This is a genomic window from Streptosporangium sandarakinum, from assembly GCF_013409935.1.
Classification (GTDB): Bacteria; Actinomycetota; Actinomycetes; order Streptosporangiales; family Streptosporangiaceae; genus Streptosporangium; species Streptosporangium nondiastaticum.
This window is the reverse complement of the sequence record NZ_JACCCO010000001.1, coordinates 2,448,602-2,474,222: the sequence shown is the minus strand read 5'-3', so window position 1 is coordinate 2,474,222 and position 25,621 is coordinate 2,448,602. Positions and strand designations below refer to the sequence as shown.

The 25,621-nt window shown below is 73.9% G+C and carries 24 protein-coding genes; 8 read left to right on the top strand and 16 right to left on the bottom strand.

Annotated elements, in window-relative coordinates; all coding sequences use genetic code 11:
* Positions 1-35 precede the first annotated feature (35 nt).
* The 8 genes from HDA43_RS34915 to HDA43_RS10825 all read right to left on the bottom strand — a co-directional run bounded on the left by HDA43_RS34915 (position 36) and on the right by HDA43_RS10825 (position 7,457).
* Positions 36-1,157, bottom strand: coding sequence for an SRPBCC domain-containing protein (locus HDA43_RS34915; RefSeq protein WP_246423952.1), 1,122 nt, complete (start codon positions 1,155-1,157; stop codon positions 36-38).
* Between the two features lie 273 nt (positions 1,158-1,430).
* Positions 1,431-2,315 carry an FAD binding domain-containing protein gene (locus HDA43_RS10855; protein WP_179819589.1) on the bottom strand — a complete coding sequence of 295 codons (885 nt, stop codon included), beginning with the start codon at positions 2,313-2,315 and terminating at the stop codon, positions 1,431-1,433.
* Positions 2,312-4,783, bottom strand: a complete 2,472-nt coding sequence (locus HDA43_RS10850) for a xanthine dehydrogenase family protein molybdopterin-binding subunit (RefSeq protein WP_179819588.1) — start codon at positions 4,781-4,783, stop codon at positions 2,312-2,314. The genes HDA43_RS10855 and HDA43_RS10850 overlap by 4 nt, the downstream gene beginning before the upstream one ends.
* On the bottom strand, positions 4,780-5,301 hold the full coding sequence (locus HDA43_RS10845; protein ID WP_179819587.1) for a (2Fe-2S)-binding protein: 522 nt from the start codon (positions 5,299-5,301) through the stop codon (positions 4,780-4,782). The genes HDA43_RS10850 and HDA43_RS10845 overlap by 4 nt, the downstream gene beginning before the upstream one ends.
* Before the next feature lie 102 nt (positions 5,302-5,403).
* Positions 5,404-5,832 (bottom strand): nuclear transport factor 2 family protein, encoded by a 429-nt coding sequence (locus HDA43_RS10840; RefSeq protein WP_179819586.1) that lies wholly within the window; start codon positions 5,830-5,832, stop codon positions 5,404-5,406.
* Positions 5,829-6,020 carry a ferredoxin gene (locus tag HDA43_RS10835; protein WP_179819585.1) on the bottom strand — a complete coding sequence of 64 codons (192 nt, stop codon included), beginning with the start codon at positions 6,018-6,020 and terminating at the stop codon, positions 5,829-5,831. The genes HDA43_RS10840 and HDA43_RS10835 overlap by 4 nt, the downstream gene beginning before the upstream one ends.
* On the bottom strand, positions 6,017-6,970 hold the full coding sequence (locus tag HDA43_RS10830; protein WP_246423951.1) for a pyridoxamine 5'-phosphate oxidase family protein: 954 nt from the start codon (positions 6,968-6,970) through the stop codon (positions 6,017-6,019). The genes HDA43_RS10835 and HDA43_RS10830 overlap by 4 nt, the downstream gene beginning before the upstream one ends.
* A 43-nt stretch (positions 6,971-7,013) precedes the next feature.
* Positions 7,014-7,457 carry a VOC family protein gene (locus tag HDA43_RS10825; RefSeq protein ID WP_179819584.1) on the bottom strand — a complete coding sequence of 148 codons (444 nt, stop codon included), beginning with the start codon at positions 7,455-7,457 and terminating at the stop codon, positions 7,014-7,016.
* Between the two features lie 319 nt (positions 7,458-7,776).
* Here HDA43_RS10825 and HDA43_RS10820 point away from each other — a divergent pair, with 319 nt between their 5' ends.
* Positions 7,777-8,472: a hypothetical protein gene (locus HDA43_RS10820; protein ID WP_179819583.1), complete on the top strand. Its 696-nt coding sequence runs from the start codon at positions 7,777-7,779 to the stop codon at positions 8,470-8,472.
* Between the two features lie 141 nt (positions 8,473-8,613).
* On the opposite strand, the gene HDA43_RS10815 is transcribed toward HDA43_RS10820, so the two are convergent.
* From HDA43_RS10815 to HDA43_RS10805, 3 genes are all read right to left on the bottom strand, one after another.
* Positions 8,614-9,279, bottom strand: a complete 666-nt coding sequence (locus HDA43_RS10815; protein ID WP_179819582.1) for a CGNR zinc finger domain-containing protein — start codon at positions 9,277-9,279, stop codon at positions 8,614-8,616.
* Between the two features lie 132 nt (positions 9,280-9,411).
* Positions 9,412-9,618 carry a hypothetical protein gene (locus HDA43_RS10810; protein ID WP_179819581.1) on the bottom strand — a complete coding sequence of 69 codons (207 nt, stop codon included), beginning with the start codon at positions 9,616-9,618 and terminating at the stop codon, positions 9,412-9,414.
* A complete protein-coding gene (locus HDA43_RS10805; protein ID WP_179819580.1) occupies positions 9,608-11,524 on the bottom strand; it encodes a PspC domain-containing protein in 1,917 nt (638 codons plus the stop codon). The genes HDA43_RS10810 and HDA43_RS10805 overlap by 11 nt, the downstream gene beginning before the upstream one ends.
* A 143-nt stretch (positions 11,525-11,667) precedes the next feature.
* Here HDA43_RS10805 and HDA43_RS10800 point away from each other — a divergent pair, with 143 nt between their 5' ends.
* Together HDA43_RS10800 and HDA43_RS10795 are read left to right on the top strand one after the other, a co-directional pair.
* Entirely contained in the window at positions 11,668-12,885 is a 1,218-nt protein-coding gene (locus HDA43_RS10800; RefSeq protein ID WP_179819579.1) for an ATP-binding protein, read from the top strand.
* A gap of 63 nt (positions 12,886-12,948) precedes the next feature.
* Entirely contained in the window at positions 12,949-13,587 is a 639-nt protein-coding gene (locus tag HDA43_RS10795) for a response regulator (protein WP_179819578.1), read from the top strand.
* A gap of 192 nt (positions 13,588-13,779) precedes the next feature.
* Here the strand turns inward: HDA43_RS10795 and HDA43_RS10790 are convergent, their stop codons facing one another.
* The 3 genes from HDA43_RS10790 to HDA43_RS10780 all read right to left on the bottom strand — a co-directional run bounded on the left by HDA43_RS10790 (position 13,780) and on the right by HDA43_RS10780 (position 17,117).
* A complete protein-coding gene (locus HDA43_RS10790; RefSeq protein ID WP_312873179.1) occupies positions 13,780-15,387 on the bottom strand; it encodes a heparinase II/III domain-containing protein in 1,608 nt (535 codons plus the stop codon).
* A gap of 220 nt (positions 15,388-15,607) precedes the next feature.
* Positions 15,608-16,504, bottom strand: coding sequence for a CU044_5270 family protein (locus tag HDA43_RS10785; RefSeq protein WP_179819577.1), 897 nt, complete (start codon positions 16,502-16,504; stop codon positions 15,608-15,610).
* Positions 16,497-17,117, bottom strand: coding sequence for an RNA polymerase sigma factor (locus HDA43_RS10780; protein WP_312873178.1), 621 nt, complete (start codon positions 17,115-17,117; stop codon positions 16,497-16,499). Before HDA43_RS10780 ends, HDA43_RS10785 begins: the two co-directional genes overlap by 8 nt.
* Before the next feature lie 341 nt (positions 17,118-17,458).
* Here HDA43_RS10780 and HDA43_RS10770 point away from each other — a divergent pair, with 341 nt between their 5' ends.
* The 4 genes from HDA43_RS10770 to HDA43_RS10755 all read left to right on the top strand — a co-directional run bounded on the left by HDA43_RS10770 (position 17,459) and on the right by HDA43_RS10755 (position 21,430).
* Entirely contained in the window at positions 17,459-18,928 is a 1,470-nt protein-coding gene (locus HDA43_RS10770) for a glutamate-cysteine ligase family protein (RefSeq protein ID WP_179819576.1), read from the top strand.
* Between the two features lie 236 nt (positions 18,929-19,164).
* Positions 19,165-19,866 (top strand): neutral zinc metallopeptidase, encoded by a 702-nt coding sequence (locus HDA43_RS10765; RefSeq protein ID WP_179819575.1) that lies wholly within the window; start codon positions 19,165-19,167, stop codon positions 19,864-19,866.
* Positions 19,867-20,120: 254 nt separating this feature from the next.
* Complete coding sequence (locus HDA43_RS10760) at positions 20,121-20,384, top strand: WhiB family transcriptional regulator (protein WP_179819574.1); 264 nt, start codon at positions 20,121-20,123, stop codon at positions 20,382-20,384.
* A gap of 182 nt (positions 20,385-20,566) precedes the next feature.
* Complete coding sequence (locus tag HDA43_RS10755; RefSeq protein WP_312873177.1) at positions 20,567-21,430, top strand: CPBP family intramembrane glutamic endopeptidase; 864 nt, start codon at positions 20,567-20,569, stop codon at positions 21,428-21,430.
* Here the strand turns inward: HDA43_RS10755 and HDA43_RS10750 are convergent.
* Positions 21,420-22,139, bottom strand: a complete 720-nt coding sequence (locus HDA43_RS10750; RefSeq protein ID WP_179819572.1) for a PIG-L deacetylase family protein — start codon at positions 22,137-22,139, stop codon at positions 21,420-21,422. The two genes, HDA43_RS10755 and HDA43_RS10750, sit on opposite strands and share 11 nt — an antisense overlap.
* Positions 22,140-22,264: 125 nt before the next feature.
* On the opposite strand from HDA43_RS10750, the gene pcrA reads away from it, so the two are divergent.
* Positions 22,265-24,523, top strand: coding sequence for a DNA helicase PcrA (pcrA, locus tag HDA43_RS10745; protein WP_376770499.1), 2,259 nt, complete (start codon positions 22,265-22,267; stop codon positions 24,521-24,523).
* Positions 24,524-24,678: 155 nt separating this feature from the next.
* Here pcrA and HDA43_RS10740 read toward each other — a convergent pair whose 3' ends face one another.
* Positions 24,679-25,437 carry a hypothetical protein gene (locus HDA43_RS10740; protein ID WP_179819571.1) on the bottom strand — a complete coding sequence of 253 codons (759 nt, stop codon included), beginning with the start codon at positions 25,435-25,437 and terminating at the stop codon, positions 24,679-24,681.
* Positions 25,438-25,621: the final 184 nt, after the last annotated feature.

Sequence of the window (25,621 nt, the reverse complement as noted above, 5' to 3'; positions counted from 1 at the left end):
AGACGGAGCGGAAGGGGCACGAGCAGGCGGGCGGGTCAGCGGCGGCGCAGGGCCCTGCGGGTCAGCCAGGCCGCGACCGCCAGGCCCGCCACGGCCCCCAGCAGCGGGGCGGCACGTCTGAGCAGGGGGATGCCGGCGATCTCCATCAGGTCGAGGGCCTCCTCGTCCGCGGTGAGGGAGGTCCGGGAGGTGCCGGCCGGGTGGGTGTCCCGGCCGGCGGCCCGCTCGGCCCCGGCCGGTGAGAGCTCCGTGACCGGGGCCAGGTTCTCGGAGGCGCCGGCCGTCTCCGGCGTGTCAGCTCTCTCCGGCTCCCTGGAAGCCTCGGATCCCTCGGGCGTCTCGGTCGGGGAGGGCACGGCGGTGAGGTGGCGGGGCGACTCCTTCCGGCCGTCGGCGGCCCGATAGGCCGTGGCCTGACCGTTCGCCTCGGGGGTGCCGGCCCTGCCCTGCCCGTCCGTCCGCGGTGTTCCGGCCGTGCCCTGGCCGTTCGCCTCGGGGGTGCTGGCCGTCCGGCCGGGCGGGGCCTGCGCCGGGACGGCGGACTCCGGTGCGGGGATCGGCGGCAGGGGGACGGTGTCCGCCGTGGCGGGCCCCGTCTCACCGGCCTCCAGCAGCGCGGCGAGGTTGGCCGCGAACCTGTCGATCAGCTTGGCACCGACCTCGCCCATCATGCCCCGGCCGAACTGCGCGGGGCGGCCGGTCACCTTGAAGGAGGTCTCGACGGTGACCCGGGTGGCCGAACCGGCCGTGCCTCCGGATTCCACCGAACTCGCCGAACCCGCGGCGACCTCCTCGGAGCCCGCCGTGCCCGCCGTCCCCTCCGCGCCCGGTCGTCCGGGGCCTCCGGCGTCATCGGGGCGCAGTCGCGCGGTGACCGTCGCGTTCGCCGTGCCGGAGCCGCGGGCCTCCCGGCCCGAGGCCCGCAGGGCCAGGGTCCGGGCGTTCTCGTCCACGTTCTCGAACGCGGCCTCTCCCCGGTAGGTCACCGTGATCGGCCCGACCTTCACCTTCATCCGGCCGGTGAAGGAGTCGCCCTCCGCCTTCTCCAGTGCGGCCCCGGGCAGGCACGGCGCGATCCGCTCGACGTCGAGCAGCACGGACCACGCCTGCTCGACGGGAACCGGAACGGTGAACTCGTGCTCGAACCGCATCGCCATCGATCCACTCCTCGTCACCGGACCAACCTGGACCAACCGAACAACCGCATCAATCGCACCGGCCGGATCCGCCGTTCTCCGGTTCGGTGCGGACCTTCCCGCATCGGACCGGCGGCTTCCACCCATTTGTCTGCCCCGTCCGCCGGGAGACGAACTCCCGGCGGACGGAACACGAACCCCAGCCGCCGGGGGGCGAACCCTCGCCCATCGGCACGCGAACCCCACCCGCCGGAAGGCGAACCCCACCCGCCGGGCGACGGACTCCCCGGTGGCTCAGCCGAGCGCGGCTCCGACCGCCCGGCGGGTCAGCACCCGGGCCAGATGGCGGCGGTAGTCGGGCCGGGCGTGCAGGTCGGCCGGGGGCGAGGTGCCGGCGTCCGCCTGGGCGCAGGCATCCCGGAGCGGGTCGCTCCCGTTGGAACCGGAGGGGGAGGGGGCGACGCCGCGCAGCGCGACCTCGGTCACCCGGGCCCGCACCGGGGTCGGGCCCATGTTGGTCAGCCCGATCCGCGCCTCCTCGATCGTCCCGCCGTCGCCGCGCCGTACGGCCGCCGCCACACCGACGGTCGCCCACGCCTGGGCGGTCCGGTGGAACTTCTCGTAGTGGAAGCCCCAGCCGGACCCGAGCTTGGGCACCCGGACGCCGAGCAGCACCTCGCCCGGTTCCAGCGCCGGCTCCAGGTAGTCGACGAAGAACTCCGCGGCCGGGATCTCCCGCTCGCCGTCGCTCGACCGGACGACGAACACGCAGTCCAGCGCGAGGGCGACGGCCGGCAGGTCACCGGCCGGGTCGGCGTGGGCCATCGACCCTCCGAACGTGCCGCGGTGCCGTACGGCGGGGTCGGCCACCGTGGCGGTGGCCAGCGCGACCAGCGGGACGTGCTCGCGCACGACGCCGGAGCGCATCACCTCGTCGTGCGTGGTGAGCGCCCCGATGTACACGTGGTCGCCGCGGTCCGCCACGCCGCGCAGCTCGGGCAGCCGCCCGAGGTCCACCAGCGCGGACGGGTAGGCCAGCCGCAGCCGCAGCAGCGGCAGCAGGGACTGGCCGCCGGCCAGCACCTTGACCTCGTCGCCCGCCGTCTCGGCGTCGGCAAGGACCCGGCAGGCGTCCTCCACCGACGCGGGCCGGATGTAGTCGAACGGCGCGGGGATCACCGGGCGCCTCCCTCGGGTGCGATTTCGGACGTGGACGGCACGGCGGCCCGGGACTGCGCCGGAACGGTCACCTCAGCCTCGGCGAGCGCCCGCCAGATCCGTTCCGGCGTGCACGGCATCCGCACGTCGCGCACGCCGTACGGGCGGAGCGCGTCGGCGATCGCGTTGACCACGGCCGGGGTCGAGGCGATCGTCCCGGCCTCGCCGACACCCTTGACGCCCAGCGGGTTGCTCGTCGCCGGGGTCTCGGTGCGGTCGGTGGTGAACTCCGGCAGGTCCGCCGCGGACGGGATGAGGTAGTCGGCCATCGTCGTGGTGACCAGGTTGCCGTCGGCGTCGTGGACGGCCTCCTCGAACAGCGCCTGGCCGACGCCCTGCGCGATGCCGCCGTGCACCTGGCCCTCGACGATCAGCGGGTTCACCACCGAGCCCACGTCGTCCACGGCGACGTACGACCGGATCGCGCACCGTCCCGTCTCGGTGTCCACCTCGACCGCGCACAGGTGGGTGCCGTGCGGGAAGGAGAAGTTGTCCGGGTCGAAGGTCGCCTCGGCGTCCAGCCGGGGCTCGAAGCCGCCGGGCAGGTCGTGCGCGGCGAAGGCGGCCAGCGCCAGCTCCTGGATGGTCCGCCCCTCGTCGGTCCCGCGAACCCGGAACCTCCCGCCGTCGAACTCGACGTCGTCGGCGGACGCCTCCATCAGGTGCGCGGCCAGCTCGCGGGCCCGCTCCTTGACCTTCTCGCAGGCGGCGAGCACGGCGACGCCGCCGACGACCAGCGAGCGGGAGCCGTAGGTGTCCATGCCCCGGTGCGCGACGGAGGTGTCGCCGTGCAGCACCGAGACGTCCTCGAACGGCACGCCCAGGGCGTCGGCCGCGATCTGGCTCCAGGCCGTCTCGTGCCCCTGTCCGTGCGGGCTGGTGCCGGTGACGACCTCGACCTTGCCGGTGGGCAGCAACCGGACCGCTGCGTGCTCCCAGCCGCCCGCGCCGTAGCTGAGCGAGCCGAGCACCCGTGACGGCGCCAGCCCGCACATCTCGGTGTAGGTGGAGACGCCGATGCCGAGCTGAACCGGGTCGTGCCGCTCGCGCCGGTCGGCCTGCTCGGCCCGGAGCCCGTCGTAGCCGAACATGGCCAGCGCCTTCTCGGTCGCGGCCTCGTAGTCGCCGGAGTCGTAGGTGAGCCCGGCGATCGTGGTGTACGGGAACTCCTCGCGGGTGATCCAGTTGCGGCGCCGTACCTCGACGGGGTCCATGCCGAGCTCGTGGGCCAGCTCGTCCACGGCCCGTTCGATGGCGAAGGTCGCCTCGGGGCGGCCGGCGCCCCGGTAGGCGTCGGTCGGCATCTTGGTGGTGAAGACGCCCGTGCAGGTGAAGTCGTAGGCGTCCATCTTGTAGATGCCGTTGTACATGAACGCGCCGAGCAGCGGCACGCCCGGCGTGACCAGCATCAGGTAGGCGCCCATGTCGGCGAGCAGCTCCACCCGCACGCCCCTGATCCGCCCGTCGCGGTCGGCGGCGACGGCGATCCGCTGGAGCTGGTCGCGGCCGTGGTGCACGGTGAGGTTGCCCTCCGAGCGGGACTCGGTCCACTTCACCGGCCTGCCGAGCCTGCGGGCCAGCAGCAGGGCGAGCACCTCCTCGGCGGTGACCTGGAGCTTGGACCCGAAGCCGCCGCCCACGTCGGGGGCGACCACGCGCAGCTTGTGCTCGGGGATGCCGGTGGTCATCGCCAGCATGACGCGCAGCACGTGCGGGATCTGCGTGGCGGAGTAGAGGGTGAAGCCGTCGCCGTCGGTGGTCGCGACGACCGCCCTGGGCTCCATCGCGGTCGGGATGAGGCGCTGCTGGACGTAGGCGCGGTCGATCACCACGGGGGCGTCGCGGAACGCCGCGTCGATGTCACCCCCGGCGAACTTCCAGGTGAAGGCCCGGTTTCCGGCCTCGTGGACCTTCGGGGCGCCCTCGGCGAGCGCCTCGGTCATGTCGAGCACCGGGTCCAGCGGCTCGTAGTCGACCGCGATGGCCTCCAGCGCGTCGGCGGCCCGGTACCGGTCGGTGGCGACCACGCAGGCCACCGCCTCGCCGGGGTAGCGGACCTCGTCCACCGCCATGGGCGGGTGGTCGGGGATGACGATGTCCTCGGTGACCGGCCAGGCGCACGGCAGGCTGCCCTGCTCCTCGGCGAGGTCGCGGCCGGAGTAGGCGGCGACCACGCCGGGCAGGGAACGCGCGGCGGAGACGTCGACGCCGGTGATCCTGGCGTGCGCCATGGGGCTGCGCAGGAACGCCACGTACAGCATGCCCGGGAGCTGGATGTTGTCGGTCCACATGGTCCGGCCGGTGACGAGCCGGGCGTCCTCCTTGCGCCTGCGCGCCCGGCCCATCTCGCGCTCGGCGGAGGGCTCGCTCACCTGACCGCTCTCGGCGATCCGCCCGGCGACCAGGCCGGCGTCGAGTTGCTCGGTCATGACGCGGCCGCCTCCCGACCCTCCGCGGCGCCCGGCGCCCGCTCATGCGGCACCCGCGACATCTCCGCCGCGGCGCGCCGTACCGCCCGGACGATGTTGGTGTAACCGGTGCACCGGCACAGGTTGCCCTCCAGGCCCCGGCGGACGGCCTCCTCGGAGGGGTCGGGGTCGTCGCGGAGCAGGTCGATCGCCGCCATGATCATGCCCGGGGTGCAGTAGCCGCACTGCAGGGCGTGCTCGGCGTGGAAGGCCTCCTGCATGGGGTGCCACCGGCCGTCCCGCGCCAGGCCCTCGACCGTGACGACCTCACTCCCGTCAGCCTGTACGGCCAGCACCGAGCAGCTCTTGGCGCTGCGGCCGTCGAGCGTCACCGTGCAGGCGCCGCAGTTGCCGGTGTCGCAGCCGACAGGGGTCCCCGTCTTGCCGAGGCGGTCTCTGAGCAGGTGGACGAGGAGGAGACGCGGCTCGACCTCCTCCTCGTAGGTGACTCCGTCGACGCTGACGGTGATCCGGGGCATACGTCCTCCAGGCAGCCCCTGGCGGGGCGGGAGAGATGGAAGCCGACATGAGTGAACGTACGCCCCTGTCCTGCCCGGTCAAGGTTTTCGCGAAGCCGGGGTTCACGCCAGCGGAAGGTCATCTTCTCCGGTGCGCGGGCCGCGGATGCGGCGGTCGGCCTCGTCGATCGGGACGTCGTTGATGCTCGCCTCGCGGCGCCGCATCAGGCCGTCGTCGGCGAACTCCCACAGCTCGTTGCCGTAGCTGCGCCACCACCGGCCGTCGGCGTCGTGGCACTCGTACTGGAACCGTACGGCGATGCGGTTCCCGCCGAACGTCCACAGCTCCTTGCGCAGCGCGTAGTCCAGCTCCCTGGCCCACTTGCGGGTCAGGAACTCCCGGATCTCCACGCGGCCGGTGAGGAACTCGTCGCGGTTGCGCCAGACGGAGTCGGGCGTGTAGGCGAGCGCGACCCGCTCGGGGTCGCGGGTGTTCCAGGCGTCCTCGGCGGCCCGCACCTTGGCCCGGGCCGTCTCCTCGGTGAAGTTCACGTCTCCTCCAGGGATATCGCCTGCACGGGGCAGGCCCGCGCGGCCTCCTCGACCGCGCCGATCAGCTCGTCGCCCGGTTCGGTGACGTAAATGAGCCGGTCGTCGTCGTCCAGCTCGAAGACCTCCGGTGCGGCGAACACGCACTGGGCGTGTATCTGGCACAGTTCCCGGTCCACCACGACCCTCATCGGATGTCCCCTCTCTCTTCCGGCTCCGCCTCTCCGGGGCCCGCCGGGTCCGTCCCGGGTGCGGGGCGGACCGGCGGGTTGAAGCGGGAGTGCCTCTCGAACGTCCAGCGCAGCGGGCTCGCCCCGCGCACGTGCACGGCCCGTTCGACGTCGAACGCGACCAGCCGCTGCGCGCCCGGCACGTCGCCCGGGTCCCACTCCACGCGCGCCCGCCCGGTCAGGTGCAGCGCGTCGCCGCCCTCCCAGTCGAGGAAGAGCAGGCCGCAGGCGTCGTCCAGCTCCAGGTTGCCGAGCGTCATGAACATCGCGTTGCCCGCGTAGTCGGGCCAGACCAGCCGCCGCTCGCCGGTCACCCGGACGAACCCGGAGGCGCCGCCCCGGTGCGACAGGTCGGCGCCGAACCCGGTGGCCCGGGTGGCGACGAAGAACGTGTCGGCGGCCTCGATCCACGCCCGGTGACCGGCGGTGAGAGCGCCGGTCACCGAAGCCCCCGCGGAAGGCCCGGCGACCTCACCGGTGACGGCCCGCGACTGGATGTACTTGGGACAGTTGGCGTAGGTCTGCTCGGTACGGATCGTCAGCCGCCCGCCGTCCCGGCGCACCGTGCCGTTGACCCGCATCCGCCGCCGGGTGTGCGGCTCGACGGCGAGCATCCCGATCTCGCCCTCCGCCAGGCCGGCCAGCGGGTCGTGCCCGCCCGGGACGGCGTCGATCACGACGGTCCGGTCGTCCACGGCCCGGGCGAACCCCGCCGGGCCGGTCAGCAGGGTCGCCCACGGCCGCCCGTCCCGGCCGGTCGCCCCGATGAGCAGCATCCGCTGCGCGGCGAGGAAGCCGGCCGCCACCGGCGGTATCTCCGGCCGGGTCCCGGCCGACCCCCAGTCGTCGGCGTCGACCCCGGCCCGCCGCCGCACCGCCAGCTCCCCCGGGTGTCTCAGCGCTGTTCTCATGCCCGTTCTCTCCGGTCGTCCCAGCAGAAGTCTCCCCGTCTTCTCAGAAGAATCCGCAGGTCGGGGCGCCGGTGGTCGGGGCGGGGCGGTCACCGGCCCCGTCGGGCGCGAAGATCTCCAGCCGGATGCCGTCCGGGTCCTCGAAGAAGATCCCCCCGGAGGAGGCGCCCTCGCCGTGCGGCACCACACCGTCGTGGTGGAGCGTGGCGCCGAGCTCCCGGACCACGCTCTCGGCCCGCCGTACGGCCTCGATGTCCGGCACCTGGAAGGACAGGTGGTGCAGGCCGGGCAGACCGGTGGCGAAGCGGCCCTCGCTCTGCTGCCAGAGGGTCAGCACGAGCGCGCCGTCGAGGCCGAGGAGGGCGAAGCGGCGGTCCTCCCGGCCGGACTCGCTGACGATCTCGAAGCCGAAGATCTTCACGTAGAAGTCCCTCGACCGGTCGAGGTCGGAGACGTTGAGGCCGATGTGGCCGGTCTGGAAGCTCATGGATGCCCTCTCTCATCGTTCTAACGGATTCTTCCGTTAGAAGTCGAAGGAAAATATAACGCTTATATCTTCATTAAGGCGTTAGAAATTAGTGATATGGGTCACATGGTCGCCGGGAAGAGGTGTTCGTCCGCCGGAAGGTGAAGTCATTTCGCCTGGTGGACCGGGGGGCGGGCTTTCTGTCCACGACGCTTCCGGAGAGAGGCGGGGAACCAGTGGTCATAAAAGAGAGCGCTGCTCTTGAGTCTGTCGCTCCATAGTGAGAGCATCGCTCTCGTAAATAAGCGCCGTTCCGCCTATTCGGCCTCAGGAGCCCCCCATGAACCGTGCCCGGCTCACCGCCTCGGCCTTCGCCGCAGGCGGCGTCCTCTTCCTGCTCTACCAGGCCGCCCGGCCCTACGCCGACGAGACCACCCTGGAGGGCGCCGCGGCGATGGCCTCCCCCTCCTGGGCGGCCGCTCACCTGGCCGCATCGATCGGGTTCGTCCTCGTCTCGCTGGGAATCCTCGGCCTGTACCTCGTGCTCGGCGGGCGCCGCCTCCTGCCCGCGGCGGTCGTGGCATGGCTCGGCGCGGGCCTCACGCTGCCCTACTACGGCGCCGAGACGTTCGGCCTGCAGGTGATCGGGGCGCGGGCCGTACGGGACCGGGACGTCACCCTGATCGAGCTCGTCGACCAGTTCCGCTTCGCGCCCGCGGCGGTCACCGTGTTCGCCGCCGGGCTCGTGCTGCTCGCCGTGGGCGTCGTCATGGCCGCGGTGGAGATCCGGCGCTCCGGTGCTCTCCGGCGGTGGAGCGGTCTCCCGCTGGCGGTGGGGTTCGCCCTGTTCATCCCGCAGTTCTACGGTTCCCCGGCGGTCCGGATCGCGCACGGCGCGCTGCTCGCCGCGGGCGGTCTCTGGCTGGCGTACGACCTGTGGCGGGCCGACGGCCGCGCGACGGCTCCGGCCAGGACGGCGAGCGGGACGGCGACCGAGGTGGCGACCGGGACGGCGGCCGTGGGCGCGGCCCGCTGACGGCGGCGGCCGGACGGCCCGGGTGCGGCGGGGGACCGCCGCACCCGGGCGGACGCGTGTCCGCCGGAGGGTGGGATCCGGGGGGTGGGATCCGGAGGCGAGGACGAGCGGGCCGTGCCGTGCCCACGGCGGGACCGCGGGTCAGTCGTCCCGGTGCTGGCGGTAGTGGCGGGCGGCGCGGGCCCGGTTGCCGCAGGCCACGGAGCACCACTCCTGGCGGGCGTGCTCCCTGACGAAATAGAGCACGCATCGGGGGGCCGGGCAGGCGCGGAGCAGCTCGCGACGAGGGCCGGCCAGGAACGCGATCGCCGCGGACGCGAGCGCGGCGCGGGCTCGGGCGGAGTCGCCCGCCGCCACGGCCGGGACGTTCCGGGCCGATGGTGCCGAAGAGGATGAAAGGTCCGACGGGGCCGACGACTCCGGCGGGACCGGAGGAGCCGATGAGCCCGGCGAATCCGGCGGGACCGAGGGGTCCGGTCCGGTGGGCCACTCCAGCCGGGGAGCGGTCGGGACGGCCAGCGCGGTGGCGTTGACCAGGTCGAGGGACTCGGCGAACCCCGGCAGTCGTCCGGCGTCCGCCCTGCTCGCCGGGCCGGGGGCGACGGCCCTGGCGAACAGGGCCCGTACGGCCTGCCGCAGCTCGACCAGCTCGCGGCGCACCTCCTCGGAGGCGGTGAACCCGGCGGGGAGGTCCAGCTCCGCGGCGTGCTCGCGGCACCATGCGGTCGTGCCCGCGACGTCGGAGAGCGTGTCCGTCAGCCCGGCCCGCGTCGCGCGGACCGTGCTGACGAACTCCAGAATCGGCATCCTCCAACTCTAACGCGTGACGGCACTCGCAACCGTGAGACGGTGACCGCCGGGCCGCCGGTCCCGGCCGCGAACCGCAAGGCGCGAACCGCGGTTCGCCGGTTCGCCGGGCCGCCGGGCCGCCGGGGCCGGTCAGCGGCGGATCAGCCGGGCGAGGATGGCGACCAGCCCCGCGAGGCCCAGGCCCGCCAGGACGGCCGGGAGCATGATCAATGGCTCGACCGACGGCCGGTCGATGAGGACGACCCCGGCCGCGATGAAGATCATTCCGCTGAGCAGGGCCATCCAGTCCGTGCGGTGCGCCCGCCGCCGGCGGGGCCGCTCCATCTCAGGCCGCACGTCGTACCTCCACGTCTCCGATGCCCGCGCTGATCCGCAGGACGATGGTCGCCGGGGCGCCCTTCGGCGGCGCCTCCGGCTTCAGCACCCTGACGTGCCGGACGCCGGTGCCGCCCTGGACCATCTGATCGATCTTCACGTCGCCCAGTTTGGCGGTTCCCTCGACCTCGACCCGCGCCGTCGGCGGCACGATCACCAGCATCTCGCCTATCGCCACCGACGCCTCCACGAGCGTGCGCGAGCCCGCCGGGAGCTGCAGCGCGCTCAGATCCACGGTGCCGTCGCCGACGCCGATCGCGTAGTCCCCGCCGCCCTTCCCGGTGATCTCCGACATCGTGGCCGGCGCCCAGTCGTAGGTGCCGAAGCGCCCCGGCATCCCGGACAGCAGCGACGCCGTCAGCACGGCGATCGAGATGAGCGTGCCCGCCGCGACGAGGGCCGCGCCACGGCCGAACCACGCGGCGACGAGGAGGCCGCCGCCGATGACGACCAGCACCGCGCCGCCGGCGACCGTCATGCCGGCCGCATCGGAGGCGGATTGGGCCGCCAGGGTGATCCCGCCGACGATCAACGCGAGGATCAGGGTGACGCCCGCCACGAACGACCGGGGCCGCTCGGGCCGCTCACGCCGCTCATGCCGGACGGACGTCTCGACCGGCCCGCCGAGCAGGGCGAGGTCGTAGGGGTCGTCGTAACCGCCGGGAGGGCCGCCGTAGGGGCGGTCGTAGGGGCGGTCGTACGGCTGCCGCCTGCCGGGGTCCAGCGGCCGGTAGGGCCCGTAGGGGGAGAACGGCTCGCCGGAGGAGTCGTAGGAGGGGGTGAACGGCCCCGCCGGAGAGGCGGAGGAGGCGAACGGTCCCGCGTGAGAGCCGGTGGGCGACGGCCCGGCGGGCCGATCGTCCTCACCGGGCGGCGACCCGACTGATGCCGCGGCCGCCGGCTCCGGCTCCGGAACCGGGCCGACCTCGGGGAACACCGCGGTCTGAGGCTCCGGCTCCGATCCCGGGACCGGGCCGACCCCGGGGAACACCTCGGTCTGCGGCTCCGCGGGGGAGGCTCCGGCCGGCGACCCGGCGGGGGCGGCTCCGGGCGCGGCTTCGGGCCCGGCGGGCATGCCCTCGGGCGCCGGGCGGCGCTCGGTGACCCCGGACGGGCCGGGCGCCGCCGCAGGGCGGCTCCCGGCGGGTCCGGCCGGCCGGACCGGCGCGGCCGGTTCCGGCGGCGCGGCGTGCGGTCCCTCCGCGAAGGCGGCCGGCCGGGCCGGGTCGAAGACGGCCGTCCCCGCGAGGGACCCGCCGTACGGGCCGGCGTGCGGCTCGCGGTGCTCGTCCCGGAAACCCCCGTGGGGGCCGCCGTACGGCGTGCCGGACCCGTCGGGGACTCGGCTGCCGCGCAGCCGCTCCGGCAGGGACCGCAGCGTGGCCAGCAGATCGACCCCGCGCGAGTGCGCGGCCATCAGGGCGATGGCGAAGAGCGTGCCGACCACGACCGTGCCGGTTCCGATGCCGCCGGAGGACACGTTCACGATCAGACCCAGGGTGAACACCCCGGCCAGCAGCGCCAGCACGGTCTCGCCGTCGAAGGAACGCCGGGTCCACTGCTCCATGTATCCCGGGCCGCCGTCCGGCTCCCGCATCAGCAGGAACGCCGCCACGTACAGCATGATGCCGATGCCGGAGCCGAGGACCAGCATGGCGAAGCCGAGGCGGAACAGCAGCGGGTCGACACCGGTGTGACGGCCGAGACCGGCGCAGACGCCGGTGAGCATGCGGCCTTCGTCACCGCGCCGGAGCGGCCCCCGCCCGCCGGACGCGAGGGGGGACGACGGGCCGGTCCCGGAGGTGAAGGGAGACGACGAGCCGGTGGGGGTGCTCGCCGGGTCGTGGGCGTTCCCGGAATCGGTCATGTCACCTATCGTGGCCTTTCTGCCTCCCGGGTCGCATCCGGGACACCCCTGAACCGTCCCCGAGGATGCGGGCCGCCGTCAGGGTCGCCTCAGGGGAACGCCTGATGCGCTGGCAGACTCTCCCATGTGACGATGCAGGCGATATGGCTGACCGAGAGACGATTCGTGACGCGGCCCCGGTGACCTCCGGAGAGCCCGACCCCTTCCCCCGGCTGGTGCGCCCCGTGCAGGGACGCCTGGTGGCCGGGGTGGCCGAGGGCGCCGCCGCCCAGCTGCGGCTCGACCCCGTCGTGCTGCGGCTGGCGTTCGTGCTGCTCACCGTCCTGGACGGGGTCGGCGCGGTGGCGTACGCGGCGCTGTGGCTGTTCACGCCGCGCGAGCCGTACGAGGGCAAGGAGCCCGCCCGCGACTGGAGCCAGGTCGCCTCCTACGCGGCGGTCGGGCTGGCGCTGCTGGCGCTGGGCTGGCTCACCGGCGCCCGGACGGGCGGGATCGGCGCCTGGCCGATCGCGGTCGGCGGGATAGGCTCGCTGATCCTGTGGCAGCAGGCCGACCCCGACCGGCGGCGGCGCTGGATGAGCACGACGGTCGGCCAGGTGCGCCGGAACCGGGTGCGCACGTTCGCCGGCCTGGTGCTGGTCGTCGTGGGCGCGATCGGCTTCCTGGTGGCCACCGACGAGCTGGACGCGGCCAAGCCCGGCATCGTGTTCACGCTCGTGGTCGTCGGCGGTGTCGCGCTCATCGCGGCCCCCTGGCTGGCCGGGCTGTGGAAGGAGTTGCAGCGCGAGCGCCGCGAGCGCATCCGGCAGGAGGAGCGCGCCGAGGTGGCCGCGCACGTCCACGACTCCGTGCTGCACACGCTGACGCTGATCCAGCGCAACTCCGAGGACCCCCGCGAAGTGGCGCGGCTGGCCCGCTCCCAGGAGCGTGAGCTGCGCAACTGGCTCTACCAGCCCAAGCAGGACGCCGACGCGTCCCTGGCCGCGGCCGTGCGCCGGGTCGCGGCGGAGGAGGAGGACGCGCACGGCGTGCCGATCGAGGTCGTCTGCGTGGGCGACTGCCCGCTGACCCCCGAGCTGTCGGCGATGATGCAGGCGGCCAGACAGGCTATGGTCAATGCGGCGAAATACTCCGGGTCCTCCGTCATCTCCGTCTACGCCGAGGCGGAGCCGGAGGAGGTCACCGTCTTCGTCCGGGACCGGGGCGCCGGGTTCGACATGGACCAGGTGCCCGAGGACCGGATGGGCATCCGCCAGTCGATCATCGGCCGGATGGAACGACACGGAGGCGGCGCCCGGATCCGGACCGAACCCGGAGAGGGCACCGAAGTCATGTTGACCATGAAGCTGGAGAAGGCGTGACCGAGCGGGCCGGGAGCGGCGGCGGCCGGTGCGGGCGGTCCGCGAGGCGCGTGGGGAGGGTGCATGAGCGCCATCAGGGTTCTGATCGTCGATGACCACCGGCTGTTCCGCTCGGGGGTCCGCGCCGAGCTGGGCGACTCCATCGAGGTGGTGGGCGAGGCCGAGGACGTGGAGTCCGCCGTCCGGGCGATCGGCGAGCTGACGCCGGACGTGGTCCTGCTCGACGTGCACATGCCCGGCGGGGGCGGCCAGGAGGTGCTGCGCCGCGTCCTGGGCGCGGGCTCGCAGGTCCGCTTCCTGGCGCTGTCGGTCTCCGACGCCGCCGAGGACGTCATCGGGGTGATCCGCGGCGGCGCCCGCGGCTACGTCACCAAGAACATCAGCGGCCGTGAGCTCACCGACGCGATCCGCCGGGTGGCCGAGGGCGACGCGGTGTTCTCCCCGCGGCTGGCCGGTTTCGTGCTGGACGCCTTCGCCTCCAGTGAGGCCCCGCCGATCGACCCCGAGCTCGACTCGCTGACCCAGCGCGAGCGGGAGGTCCTGCGGCTGATCGCCCGCGGCTACGCCTACAAGGAGATCGCCAAGGAGCTGTTCATCTCGGTGAAGACGGTGGAGACCCACGTCTCGTCCGTGCTGCGCAAGCTCCAGCTCTCCAACCGCCACGAGCTGTCCCGCTGGGCCACCGCGCGCCGCCTGGTCTGATCGGCCGGCGCCGTACGGCCGGCCGCCCGCGCGGCCCGTCCCGGACCGGCCGCGCGGCGCCGATCCGCCGGCTCGCCGTACGGCGCCGGGCCGCTCGGGCCGCTCGCGCGGACGGCCGGTGCGGTCTGGAGTGCCGCGGTCTGTACGAGCCATGCCTTGATGGGCGTTCGATCCCTGTATGTGAGTGCTGTTTCATCGCTCGGAGGGCTGGGAGTCGCCGCCCATGGCACCGAGCAGGGGTACGGGCACGGGCACGCCGTCCACCGTGACCAGGCCGTCACGGACCGTGGCCCGCGGCTCGGTCCCGCCCGGCACGATGAGCGTGAGCAGCCGTGAGGCCTCCGGGGAGACGACGGTCACCGACTCGGCGGTGCGCAGGTGGCCGGTGGCGATCAGACCGGGTCGCACCCCCTGCCCGCCCGCCGGCCGCGGCGGCCCGGCCTGCGGGACGGTGAACTGGAACAGCGTCACCCGCCGCTCGCCGTCGCCCAGCACCACAACGCCGTCGCGCCGGTCGAGCACCTCCAGGGACGGGTCGAAGTGCCACAGGCTCCGCACGGCGGAACCGGCCGGCACCGAGTCGAACACCGCCATCAGGTCGCGCCGGTGCTCGACCAGCACCTCCCGGGTGCGGACCACGCCGTAGGCGTCGTCGGTGAGCCGGAACACCTGCCGCGACGGCCCCTCCTCCCGCGCGGTCAGCCGCGTGGCCGTACCCGGCCGGAAGCGGGCCCCGGCCACGACGGGCACGTTGTGCGCCTCCGGCGAGCGCGTCCACTCCACATAGCCGGTCCGCTCATAGGAGTGGAAGCCCCCCTCGACGAGTACGGGCCGTCCCCGCGCGTGGTAGGTGACCCCCAGGTGGTCCTCGTGGCCGTGCAGCCGCCGCCCCGGCCCGAACCTGATCGAGTAGAACGCCGCCCGGGGATCGCCCCACGCCGTCCTGCCGAAGACGTAGCCGGCGGTGAACACGCGCACCGGCGGCTCCGCGTGTTCGAACCGGGGTGGCCGCAGGTCGGCCGGGCTGTCACCGATGGGCGTCAGCCGCCCGTCCGGCTGGGTGGCGTGGGTGATGTACGCCTCCAGCGCGGCGCGCCGGGCGGCCAGCCGGGGCGAGACCGCCAGGCCGCTCCGCTCGATCGCCCGCAGCGCCACCCCGAGCCGCCGGTGAACGTAGTGCCCGTACCTCGGCGCCTGCTCGTGCAGCACCCCCTCCTCGTCGATCGCCAGCTCCGCGGAGGCCGTCATCCTGCGCACCGCCAGGTCACGCCAGGCGTCCCTGCCCAGCCGGACGCCGACGACCAGCAGCGCGATGTCCTGGTCGAGGCCGTGGTTGTGACCGTGCCGGTAAAGCGCCGGATCGGCCAGCAGCCGCCCGTGCTCCCGCAGGCTGTCCCGCACCGGCGGGGTGTCCACGTGCTCGCTCAGGCACACCAGGACGGGCGCGCGCAGGGCGACCGCGTGCTCGGCCCACGCCCACGAGCTCGTGTCCGGCCGGTCGCGCGGGTTGCGCCGGATCCAGTCCTCGACGAGGGCGGCGGCCCGGTCGAGCGGGGCCGGGTCGCCGGAACGCTCGTGGGCGGCCACCAGCCCGCCCGCCCAGCGCAGGGTGTGCAGGTTCAGCATCCATGACCGCCTGCCGTACGGGTCGGCCCGCCAGTCGACCTCCTGGCCGAGGTCGGCGGGCGGCAGGCCGGCGAGCCGGACCCTGCCGCGCGTCACCTCCTCCACGTCGATCGCGGGGAAGTCACCGGACAGGCAGACGACCGGGCCACAGGACCGGTGGGCACGTCGGAACACGCGTACTCCCAGGGGCGGCGGGCACGCCGGACACGGCGCGCTCCCGAAGGTTTCCGGGCACGCCGAAGCCGCGCCCGGTCGGACGAAGGAGATCGCGCGCCCCGGCGGCGCGCGGGCGCGCGAAGGCGCGCCGGGCTCACGGAGCCGGGCTCAGGGGGCCGGGCTCACGGGGTCGGGTTCAGAGGGTCGGGGTCACGGGGTCGGGGTCACCGAGGCGGCGTCACGGAGGGGGGACGTCGTCGGTCCAGCCCGCGGCCAGGACGATCTCGTCCCGTTCGGCCGACGCGTTCCGGCCGCCGCCGTCCGCCCCGTCGGAGCTGGACAGCACCTGCGAGCTGACCGGGTCGATGACCAGGCGGCGTTGCGCGCCCGAGGCGTCCAGCGTGAACGCGAACAGCCGGCCCGGCCGGCCCGTCGGGTCGGTGGCCTGACCCAGATAGCGGACGTTCGGCAGGTCGGCGAGCAGCCGGTAGGCCGCGGCCCGTACGGCGGGCGGCGAGGGCTTGCTCCACAGCAGCCCGCTCACCGCGTCGGCCAGCAGCCCCTCACCGGAGCCGGGCGGCAGCAGCGCCGCGACCCGCCGCCTGAGCGCGTCCGTCCCGGTGGGCAGCCGCTCGATGTCGCGCAGCGACAGGGCCCTGCCGGCCATGGTGAACGGCTTCGTGACGGGCCGGGGGGCGGCGTCGGCGTCCGGCCCGGTGATCCAGGCGCGGCCGTCGCGCGCCGCCCACAACGTGGTGGTCTTCCCGCCGGTCCGCCGCGTGACACGCCAGTACGCGCCCCGCGGGGCGGGGTCCGATGCCGCCGTGGTCGCCGCCGCCAGCAGGACCGACCTGCCGGACCCCGCCGACGGGCCGGTCGTGGGAGCGCCGGACGCCGGGCCGCGCCCGGCCACGACGTCCCGTGCGGGATCGTGCGGCCGGTCCGCTCCTCCGGTGACGCCGTACGTGAGCAGCACCGCGGCCAGCGTCGCGACCGCCCCCGCGAGCGGCATCATCCACGGCATCCGCCAGCGGCGGGAACGCCGGGCGTCCAGCCGTTTCCGAACCCGCGTCTTGGCCGCCGGGTTCAGCGGCGGCTCGCCGTACAGGTCGCGGACCCACTCCAGCTCATCCACGCTCGGCCTCCTCCGGCACCAGCATCGGGTTGGTCCCGCCCAGCGACGCGCGCAGCTTCCTCCTGGCCCGGCTCAGCCGCGAGCCGACCGTGCCGTACGGGATGCCGAGCGCGGCGGCGACCTCCTCGTGGCTCAGCCCGGCCAGCGCGACCAGCAGCACCACGTCGCGGTCGCGCTGCGACAGCTCCGCCAGCGCCGCGGCGAGGCTCGGCCGCAGGCTCTGCGCGCTCACCCACGTCGCCACCCGGTCCTCCGGACCCGGCGCCTCGGTGTCGGCGCCGTAGCGGCCCATCGCCCGCAGCGTGCGCGCCTCCAGCCGGCGGTGCCTGGCGACGAGCTTCGTGACGATGCCGTACAACCACACCCGCACGCCGGCGCGGGCGGGGTCGTACTGCGCGCGCTTGCGGAAGGCGACGAGAAACGCCTCGGCGACGACGTCCTCGGCGTGGTCCGGGCCGAGCCGCTGGGCGACGTAGCCGTGGATCTCGTCGAAGTGGGCGTCGAACACCTCGCTGAACGCCTCCCCCTCGGCGAGACAGCCCTTGACAGGCGCGGCGGGCGCGGCTGGTACGGCGGACCCGGGCTCCCGGGCGGCCCACGACAGCGCCGTCACGATGCTTCCCCCGTCATCTCCAACCTTCCGGACGCGACCAAGCGGACATCTCTTATCTCCCGATCCGCGAGATCGCTTTCACGCCCGCCGGACAAGCAGGCATCTCTTGTCTCCCGATCCGCCGGATCGCTTTCACGCCCGCCGGAGAGGGGCGCCGCCCCGGACGGCGCCGACGGCGTGGTGGGTGGGGCGGCGGGGCCGCGCGCTCCCACGGACCGCCGGGAACGAGGCCGGATCACCGGGAACGAGGCCGGGGGAGGACGCATCGCCGATCCTTCCCGGGGCTAAGGCTGACATTCCGCCCATTCTTGAACGAGCCACCATGTGCGACCATGCGAAGTATGGGTCGTGACGTGCCCGCGATGGTGTTCAGCCGGGACGATCGGCGGCGATACCGGGAGAAGGTTCGCCGATGTCTCGACGTCTTCGCGCAGATGCTGCGGGAGTCCAGGTTCGAGTTCGACCGGCCCAGGGCCGGTCTGGAGATCGAGCTCAACCTCGTCGACGAGCGCGGCGAGCCCACGATGAAGAACGCCGAGGTGCTGGCGGCGATCGCGCAGCCGGACTGGGGCACCGAGCTCGGCCAGTTCAACGTGGAGATCAACGTCAGCCCGGAGGCCCTGTCGGGGGACGGCGTCGCCCGGCTGGAGAAGGTGGTGCGCGACCGCCTCAACCACGCCGAGGAACGGGCCCGGACGGTCGGCGGGCACCTGATGATGGTCGGCATCCTGCCCACGCTGCGCGAGAGCGACATGCACGAGGGCACACTGTCGGCCAACCCCCGCTACAGGCTGCTCAACGAGCAGATCTTCGCGGCCCGGGGCGAGGACCTGCACCTGCTGATCGAGGGCGAGGAGGTCCTCGACGCCTACGCCGACAGCATCACCCCCGAGGCCGCCTGCACCAGCCTCCAGCTCCACCTCCAGATCAGCCCCCAGGCGTTCGCCGCCAACTGGAACGCGGCCCAGGCCGTCGCGGGCCCCCAGGTCGCGGTGGCGGCCAACTCGCCGTTCCTGTTCGGCCGCAGGCTCTGGCAGGAGACCCGGATCCCGCTGTTCGAGCAGGCCACCGACACCCGCCCGGTGGAGCTGAAGACCCAGGGGGTGCGGCCCAGGGTGTGGTTCGGGGAGCGGTGGATCACCTCGGTCTTCGACCTGTTCGAGGAGAACGCCCGGTACTTCCCGGCGCTGCTGCCGCTGTGCGACGACGCCGACCCCCGCGAGGAACTGTCCCGCGGCGTGACCCCGCAGCTCGGCGAGCTGACCCTGCACAACGGGACCGTCTACCGGTGGAACCGGCCGGTCTACGCGGTCGTCGGCAACGTCCCGCACCTGCGGGTGGAGAACCGGGTGCTGCCCGCGGGCCCCACGGTCGCGGACATCGCCGCCAACGCCGCCTTCTACTACGGCCTCATGGGGGTGCTGCCGTACACCGAGCGCCCGGTGTGGACGCGCATGTCCTTCGCCGCCGCCGCCGACAACCTGCACGCCGCCGCCCGGCACGGCCTGGACGCCCGGCTCTACTGGCCGGGGCTCGGCGAGGTGGCCGCCGCCGAGCTGGTCCTGCGGCGGCTGCTGCCGCTCGCCCACGAGGGGCTCGACCGGTGGGAGGTGGAGCCGGCCGTCCGCGACCGGCTCCTCGGCATCATCGAGAGGCGCTGCGTGACCGGCAGGACCGGGGCCCACTGGCAGGCCGAGGCGGTGGAGGCGTACGGCGGCGCCGACCGGCACGAGGCCCTGCGCCGGATGACCCTGAGCTACGTCGAGCACATGCACACCAACGAGCCCGTGCACACCTGGCCGTCCCCCTGACACCCGTCCCGCCCGCCCCGATCGCCCACCGGCTCCGCACGACCCGCTCATCCCGCCCACCGGCTCCGCACGACCCGCTCATCCCGCACGCCGCCGGCCCCGTACGGCCCGCCCGTCCGCCGGCCCCGTTCATCCCACCCGTCCCACCCGCTCCGCACGTCGTGATCAGCGGACGTGTCGGAACGTAATCGCGTGTGTACCGCGCACACCGCCACCCACTGGGCCACGATTGGGGTATGAGCAGCTTCCGCCGCGTCGTCCTCGCGCTCCTCCTGCTGGCCGTCACCGTGTCCTGCGGCAGCGAACCCACGGAGACCGGCGGGGAGCGGCCCGGCGACGACCGGGGAAGCGTCGAGGCCACCACGCCCGCCCCGCTCGGGCAGGACTTCGAGTCGGACGTCAGCCTGGCCAAGGGGCTCGCCGAGCAGTACTGGAAGCAGACCTTCGCCGCCGCCGGGTTGAGCTACCGCCCCATCAGCGCCTTCATCCCCTACACCGGGCAGAACGGCCCCGCCTGCGGTGGCCAGCCCGCGGTGCCGGACAACGCCTTCTACTGCCCCTTCGGGCACTTCGTCGCCTACGACGAGAACTGGATGCGCGACCTGTACGACCGGATGGGCGACGGCTCCGTCTACGTGATCATCCCGCACGAGCTGGGGCACGCCGTGCAGGCCCAGCTGAACAACGCCGGCGGCCTGAGCATCCAGCGGGAGCTGCAGGCCGACTGCTACGCCGGCGGCACGCTGGGCGCCCTGGTCAGGGGCAACGCCCTCCAGGCCGAGCCGGGCGACAAGGACGAGCTGCTGCTCAACCTCGCCGCCGCCGGAGACCCCACCGACGACTGGCTGCGCCCCGACGCCCACGGTACGGCGCAGCAGCGTCAGCAGGTCTTCGCCCGGGGCTACAACGAGGGCACCTCATCCTGTGAGACCCGCTGAGACCCACTGAGGACGCGTTGTGACGCGCCGAGAGACGCGCGTGAGCCCCGCCGAGGCCCGCTGAGCCGCCCGGTCGCGTCCGGCGCGCCCTCCGGTGCGCGATCACGGCGGGGGCGGGGCGGAACGGGGTGACGGACGGGCCGGGGGCCCCGGGGTACGCCCGCCCGGTTACGGGTGAATCCACCGGAAGGCTGATGCCGTACCACCGCACGCGGCCTACGCTGAGGTCCGGTGATCGACCAGGGGGGTGGGCCATGCGCAGGATGACGCCCGAGATCGGCTGGGCCGTACGGGGTGCCTGCCGCGCGAGCGATCCCGAGCTGTTCTTCCCGTTGACGCAGTCGGCGGAGCAGGAGGCGCGGGCCAAGGCGGTCTGCGCCAGGTGCCCGGTGCTGGCCGACTGCCGGGCCTACGCCGTGCGAAGCGGGGAACCGGAGGGCATCTGGGGCGGCCTGACCGTGCGGGAGCGGCGCGGCCTGCGGTTCCCCGCGGGATGGCGGCGGCCCGCGGCCGGCTGAGACCGGGGCCGGGACCGCCCGGGACGAAGGCATGGGGGGACGGAAGGGGAGGCATGGGCGAGGCGGAGGCGGCGCGGGGACGGGCGGGGCGACGTCCGGCGGGTTCCGGGGAAGGGCCGGAGACCGGCGCGACGGACCACGGAGCAGACGGCGGAGACGAGGGGGCCGCACCCGGGGGCGCGGTGGCGGGCCGGAAAGCGGGCGGCGGAGGTGACGGGGCGGCGCTCGCGGGCGCGGTGGCCGTGCTGGCGGCGGCCAACGTGCTCAACAACCGGATCGCGCCGCGCCTGGCCCCGCTGACCTCGGCCGCGGCCACCGGCGCGCTGCTGGCCCTGGCCCGGAGCCGCGGGATCACCTGGGCCGAGATCGGGTTCCGCGACCCCGCCCGGGGCCTGCGGATCGGCGGCCTCCTCGCCTCGGCCGTCGCCGGCGTCTACGCGGCGGGGGTCGCCCTCCCGGCCACCCGCCGTCTCTTCCGCGACGAGCGGGCGCTGTCGCTGTCGCGTGCCCGCGTCCTGGAGGAGACGCTCCTGCAGGTGCCGTTCGGCACGGTCCTGCTGGAGGAGGCCGGTTTCCGCGGCGTGCTGCCCGCCCTGGTCGCCCGCTCGCACGGCCCCCGGACGGCGACCGCCGTCTCCTCGGCGCTGTTCGGCCTGTGGCACGTGCTCCCGGCGGTGGACATGGCCACCGCCAATCCCGCGCTGACCCGCCTGGCCGCCGGTGGGACGCAGGCGGATCCGGCCGCCGCCCCTCTCGCGGGCGCCCCCGGAACGGGACACGGGACCTACGGGACCGACGGGACCGTACGTCCGGTGCGGTCGGGGCCGCGGCGGCCGTCCGGGGCGGAGACGGCGCGGGTGGTGGCCGGGTCGGTGGCGACGACCGCGCTCGCCGGGCTCCTCTTCGGCGAGCTGCGCCGCCGGGGCGGGCTGGCCGCGCCGGCGCTGCTGCACCTCGCCACCAACTCGCTGGGCTACCTGTTCGCCCGCCTGGCCCCCGGCGACCCGCCCGCGGCGGCCCGCGGCCGGGCCGCGGTCACTCGGTGACGACCCGCTGGAAGCCCTCGGCGTAGCTGCCCTCGGGCAGACCGGCCTCGGCGGCGATCTGGGAGAAGCGCGACCGCAGGAACTCCTCGAAGCCCTCGACGTGGGAGGTCTGGCTCGCGTGGGCCCGCAACGCGGCGATCTTCCGGTCGAAGGTGCCGGTGACGTCGACGAAGTGGTCGGGGGAGGAGCCGCCGTTGAGCCAGACCTCCCGGACCGTCCAGGCGTCCAGTCCCTCGTCGCGCAGCAGCTCGGGGAAGGCGTACGGGTTGCGGGCGTCGGGGTAGACGGCGTCGAGGGCGCTGGCGCCGACCGCGCGGTGGTCGGGGTGACTGGGGGCGATGAACGAGTAGTTGCGCTCGGGGGTGTGAGTGATCACCAGGTCGGGCCGTACCTGGCGGATGACCCGGGCGATGTCGCGCCGCAGCTCCAGGCCGGGCACCAGCGTGCCGTCGCGGTGGCCGAGGAAGCGCAGGTCGGTCACGCCGACGGCCTTGGCGGCGGCCGTCTGCTCGGTACGGCGCAGCTCGGCCATGCCCGTGTTGTCCAGTTCGCGGTCGAATCCGCCCGCGTCGCCGTCCGTCACGATGCAGTAGACGACCTCCACGCCGCGGTCGGTGAACTGGGCGATCGTGCCCGCGGCGGCGAAGTCGACGTCGTCGGGGTGGGCGGTCACGACGAGCACCCGGCCTATCTCGTTCTCAGACAGCATGCCTGACCCTTCCGCTGATATCCGGCTAGTACGTGATTCTCGCAACTTCCTGCGGGCCTGTCGGCATTCCTTTGGGGCGCGGGCCGCGGTTGTCGGCCGGTCGGCCTAATCTAGGTGACGTGTCGATCCCAGCCGCCTCAGTGACCCACCCGTTGCTCGACGGGCTCAACCTCCAGCAGCGCGAGGCCGTGGTGCACCACGGCAGCCCGCTGCTCATCGTCGCGGGCGCGGGGTCGGGCAAGACGCGGGTGCTGACCCACCGCATCGCCTACCTCCTGGCCGAGCGGGGCGCGCGGCCGCAGGAGATCCTGGCGATCACCTTCACCAACAAGGCCGCCCGGGAGATGAAGGAGCGGGTCGACCGGCTCATCGGGCCGCGCTCGGCGGCGATGTGGGTGATGACCTTCCACAGCGCGTGCGTGCGGATCCTGCGGCGGGAGGCCGGGCGGCTGGGCTTCCCCACGAGTTTTTCGATCTACGACCAGGCCGACTCCCAGCGGCTGATGGCGATGGTCTGCCGCGAGATGGACCTCGACCCCAAGCGCTACCCGCCGCGGTCGTTCTCCGCCCAGGTCAGCAACTTCAAGAACGAGCTGATCGACTACGAGACGGCGGCCGGGCAGGCGGCGAGCCACCTGGAGCGCACGCTCGCCGAGGCGTACCGCACCTACCAGCGGCGGCTGACCGAGGCCGGCGCGATGGACTTCGACGACCTCATCATGATGACGGTCACGCTGTTCCAGCTCTTCCCCGACGTGGCCGAGCACTACCGCCGCCGCTGGCGGCACGTCATGGTCGACGAGTACCAGGACACCAACCACGCCCAGTACACGCTGATCCGCGAGCTGGTCGGCACCCCGGAGCTGCGCACCGCCGATGGCGAGCTGGTCAGGGAGGGCACGGCCGGGATCGCCCCGGCGGAGCTGTGCGTGGTCGGCGACGCCGACCAGTCGATCTACGCCTTCCGCGGCGCGACGATCCGCAACATCCTGGAGTTCGAGCGCGACTACCCCGACGCCAAGACGATCCTGCTGGAGCAGAACTACCGCTCCACCCAGACGATCCTGAGCGCGGCCAACGCGGTGATCGCGCGCAACGAGAGCCGCAAGCCGAAGAACCTCTGGTCCGACCAGGGCACCGGCCCGAAGATCGTCGGCTACGTCGCGGACAACGAGCACGACGAGGCCATGTTCGTCGCGCAGGAGGTCGACCGGCTCTCCGACGACGAGGGCGTCACGCCCGGCCAGGTGGCGGTGTTCTACCGCACCAACGCGGCCTCCCGCGTGTTCGAGGAGGTGTTCATCCGCACCGGCCTGCCGTACAAGGTGGTCGGCGGGGTGCGCTTCTACGAGCGCAAGGAGGTCCGCGACCTGCTGGCCTACCTCCGGGTGCTGGCCAACCCGGGTGACGTCGTCTCGCTGCGCCGCATCCTCAACGTGCCCAAGCGCGGCATCGGCGACCGGGCCGAGGCGATGGTGGAGGCGTTCGCCGCCCGGGAGCGTATCCCCTTCGCCGAGGCGCTCCGGCGGGCCGAGGAGGCGCCGGGGATGGCGACCCGCTCGGTCAACGCCATCAAGGAGTTCCTCGCCCTGCTGGACGACCTGACCGCCAAGGCCGCCACCATGCCGCCGTCGGAGCTGGCCCAGGAGGTGCTGGAGGCCACCGGCTACCGCGCCGAGCTCGCCGCCTCCGGTGACCCCCAGGACGAGAGCCGCCTGGAGAACCTCGACGAGATGATCTCGGTGGCCTCGGAGTTCGAGGAGGCCAACCCCGAGGGCACCCTCGTGGAGTTCCTGGAGCAGGTCTCACTGGTGGCCGACGCCGACCAGATCCCCGCCGACGACGGCGGCCAGGGCGTGGTCACGCTGATGACCCTGCACACCGCCAAGGGCCTGGAGTTCCCGGTGGTGTTCCTCACCGGCATGGAGGACGGCGTCTTCCCGCACGTGCGCTCGCTGGGCGAGCCCAAGGAGCTGGAGGAGGAGCGCCGCCTGGCCTACGTCGGCATCACCCGGGCCCAGCAGCGGCTCTACGTCTCCCGGGCGGCCGTGCGCAGCGCGTGGGGGGCGCCCGCGTTCAACCCGGCGTCCCGGTTCGTCTCCGAGATCCCCGGCGAGCTGGTCGACTGGCGCACCGACCCGGGCAAGAACGCCTGGGGCGCCGCCACCCGCCGGGAGCCGCGCGCCGCCGCGCCCGCGAAGAAGCCCGGGGGCCGGCAGATCCCCAGCCTCACCCCCGGCGACCGCGTCACCCACGACAAGTTCGGCCTCGGCACGGTCGTGTCGGTGGACGGCGTCGCGGAGAAGACCAAGGTGAAGATCGACTTCGGCAGCGGCGGCGAGAAGACCCTGCTCCTGGCCTACGCGCCGGTGGAGAAGCTCTGACGGCCCTCCCGGACGCCGGGGCCCACCGGGCGCCGGGGAGCCGGATGCCCTGGATGTCCCGAATGTTCCGGATGGCCGTCGTTCCGGACGTCAGGGGCCGGTGACCCGGCCTCCAGGACTCCGGGACCGGCGGCTCGGTGTCCGGGGCCGGAGGATCAGCTCCCCGCCTCCCCGGAGGCGGGGGCGGGCGTGGGCGCGGTGAGGGTGACGGGGGTCCCCCAGGAGGAGAAGCGCACGTCGCTGACGCGGGTCACGCGCATGTCGCGCGGCGGCACCGCCCAGGAGGTGACCAGCCGGGCGGGGAGCCGGTCGCGGCCGAGCCACAGGCGCCAGCTCACCTTCGTGGCCGCCACGGCGGCGGCGGGCCGCTTCCCGCCGAGAGAGGCGCGGTAGGACGGCGAGACGCGGTAGAGCGCGCCGAGGGTGGTCGTCCCCTTGAACGTCGACGGGCCGGCCTTCTTTCCGGCCGAGCCGCTCTTCTTCCCGGCGGGCAGCAGCGACTTCAGCGTGGCCGGCTCCAGGAGCATGACGGGGGTGAAGAAGGGGGAGGCGGCGCGGGCGGAGGACCTGACCCATTTCCTGCCGATCATCCCGCCGCTGAGGTAGGTGTCCCCGCCGATGGTGCGCGTGCGCAGCGGCGTGGCGTCGTCCCCGGGGAGGTCGGACTTCGACAGGACGTCGTGGCCCGCGACGCCGGAGGGGCCGAACTCCACGGTGCCGCGGCGTTTCTGGGCGGAGAGGAGCTCCCGGCCGGAGTAGGTCCGGCCGCTCTCGACGATCCGCACGCCGTGTCCCGCGACGAACCGCGCCTGCAGCGCGGCCGCCGGGTCGGCGGGCGCGGCCTTGGCGGCGGCGGGAACGGCGGCGGTGGGTACCGCCAGCGCGGTGGCCGCCACGATGATCCATCGCTTCATGGGGGTCTTCCTCCTGAGGATAGAAGATCAGAAACCCTATGGCATGTCATGTGGAATGCAGGCATTCATAACAATAAAAGTGGTGAAAAGCACTTTTGGTGGGAAAGATCCGCCAGAAAGCGCGGCCCCGGAGAACCGTGACGGGCACGCGCCCCGGAGTACTCCGGGCGCGGCCGTTAGGCTG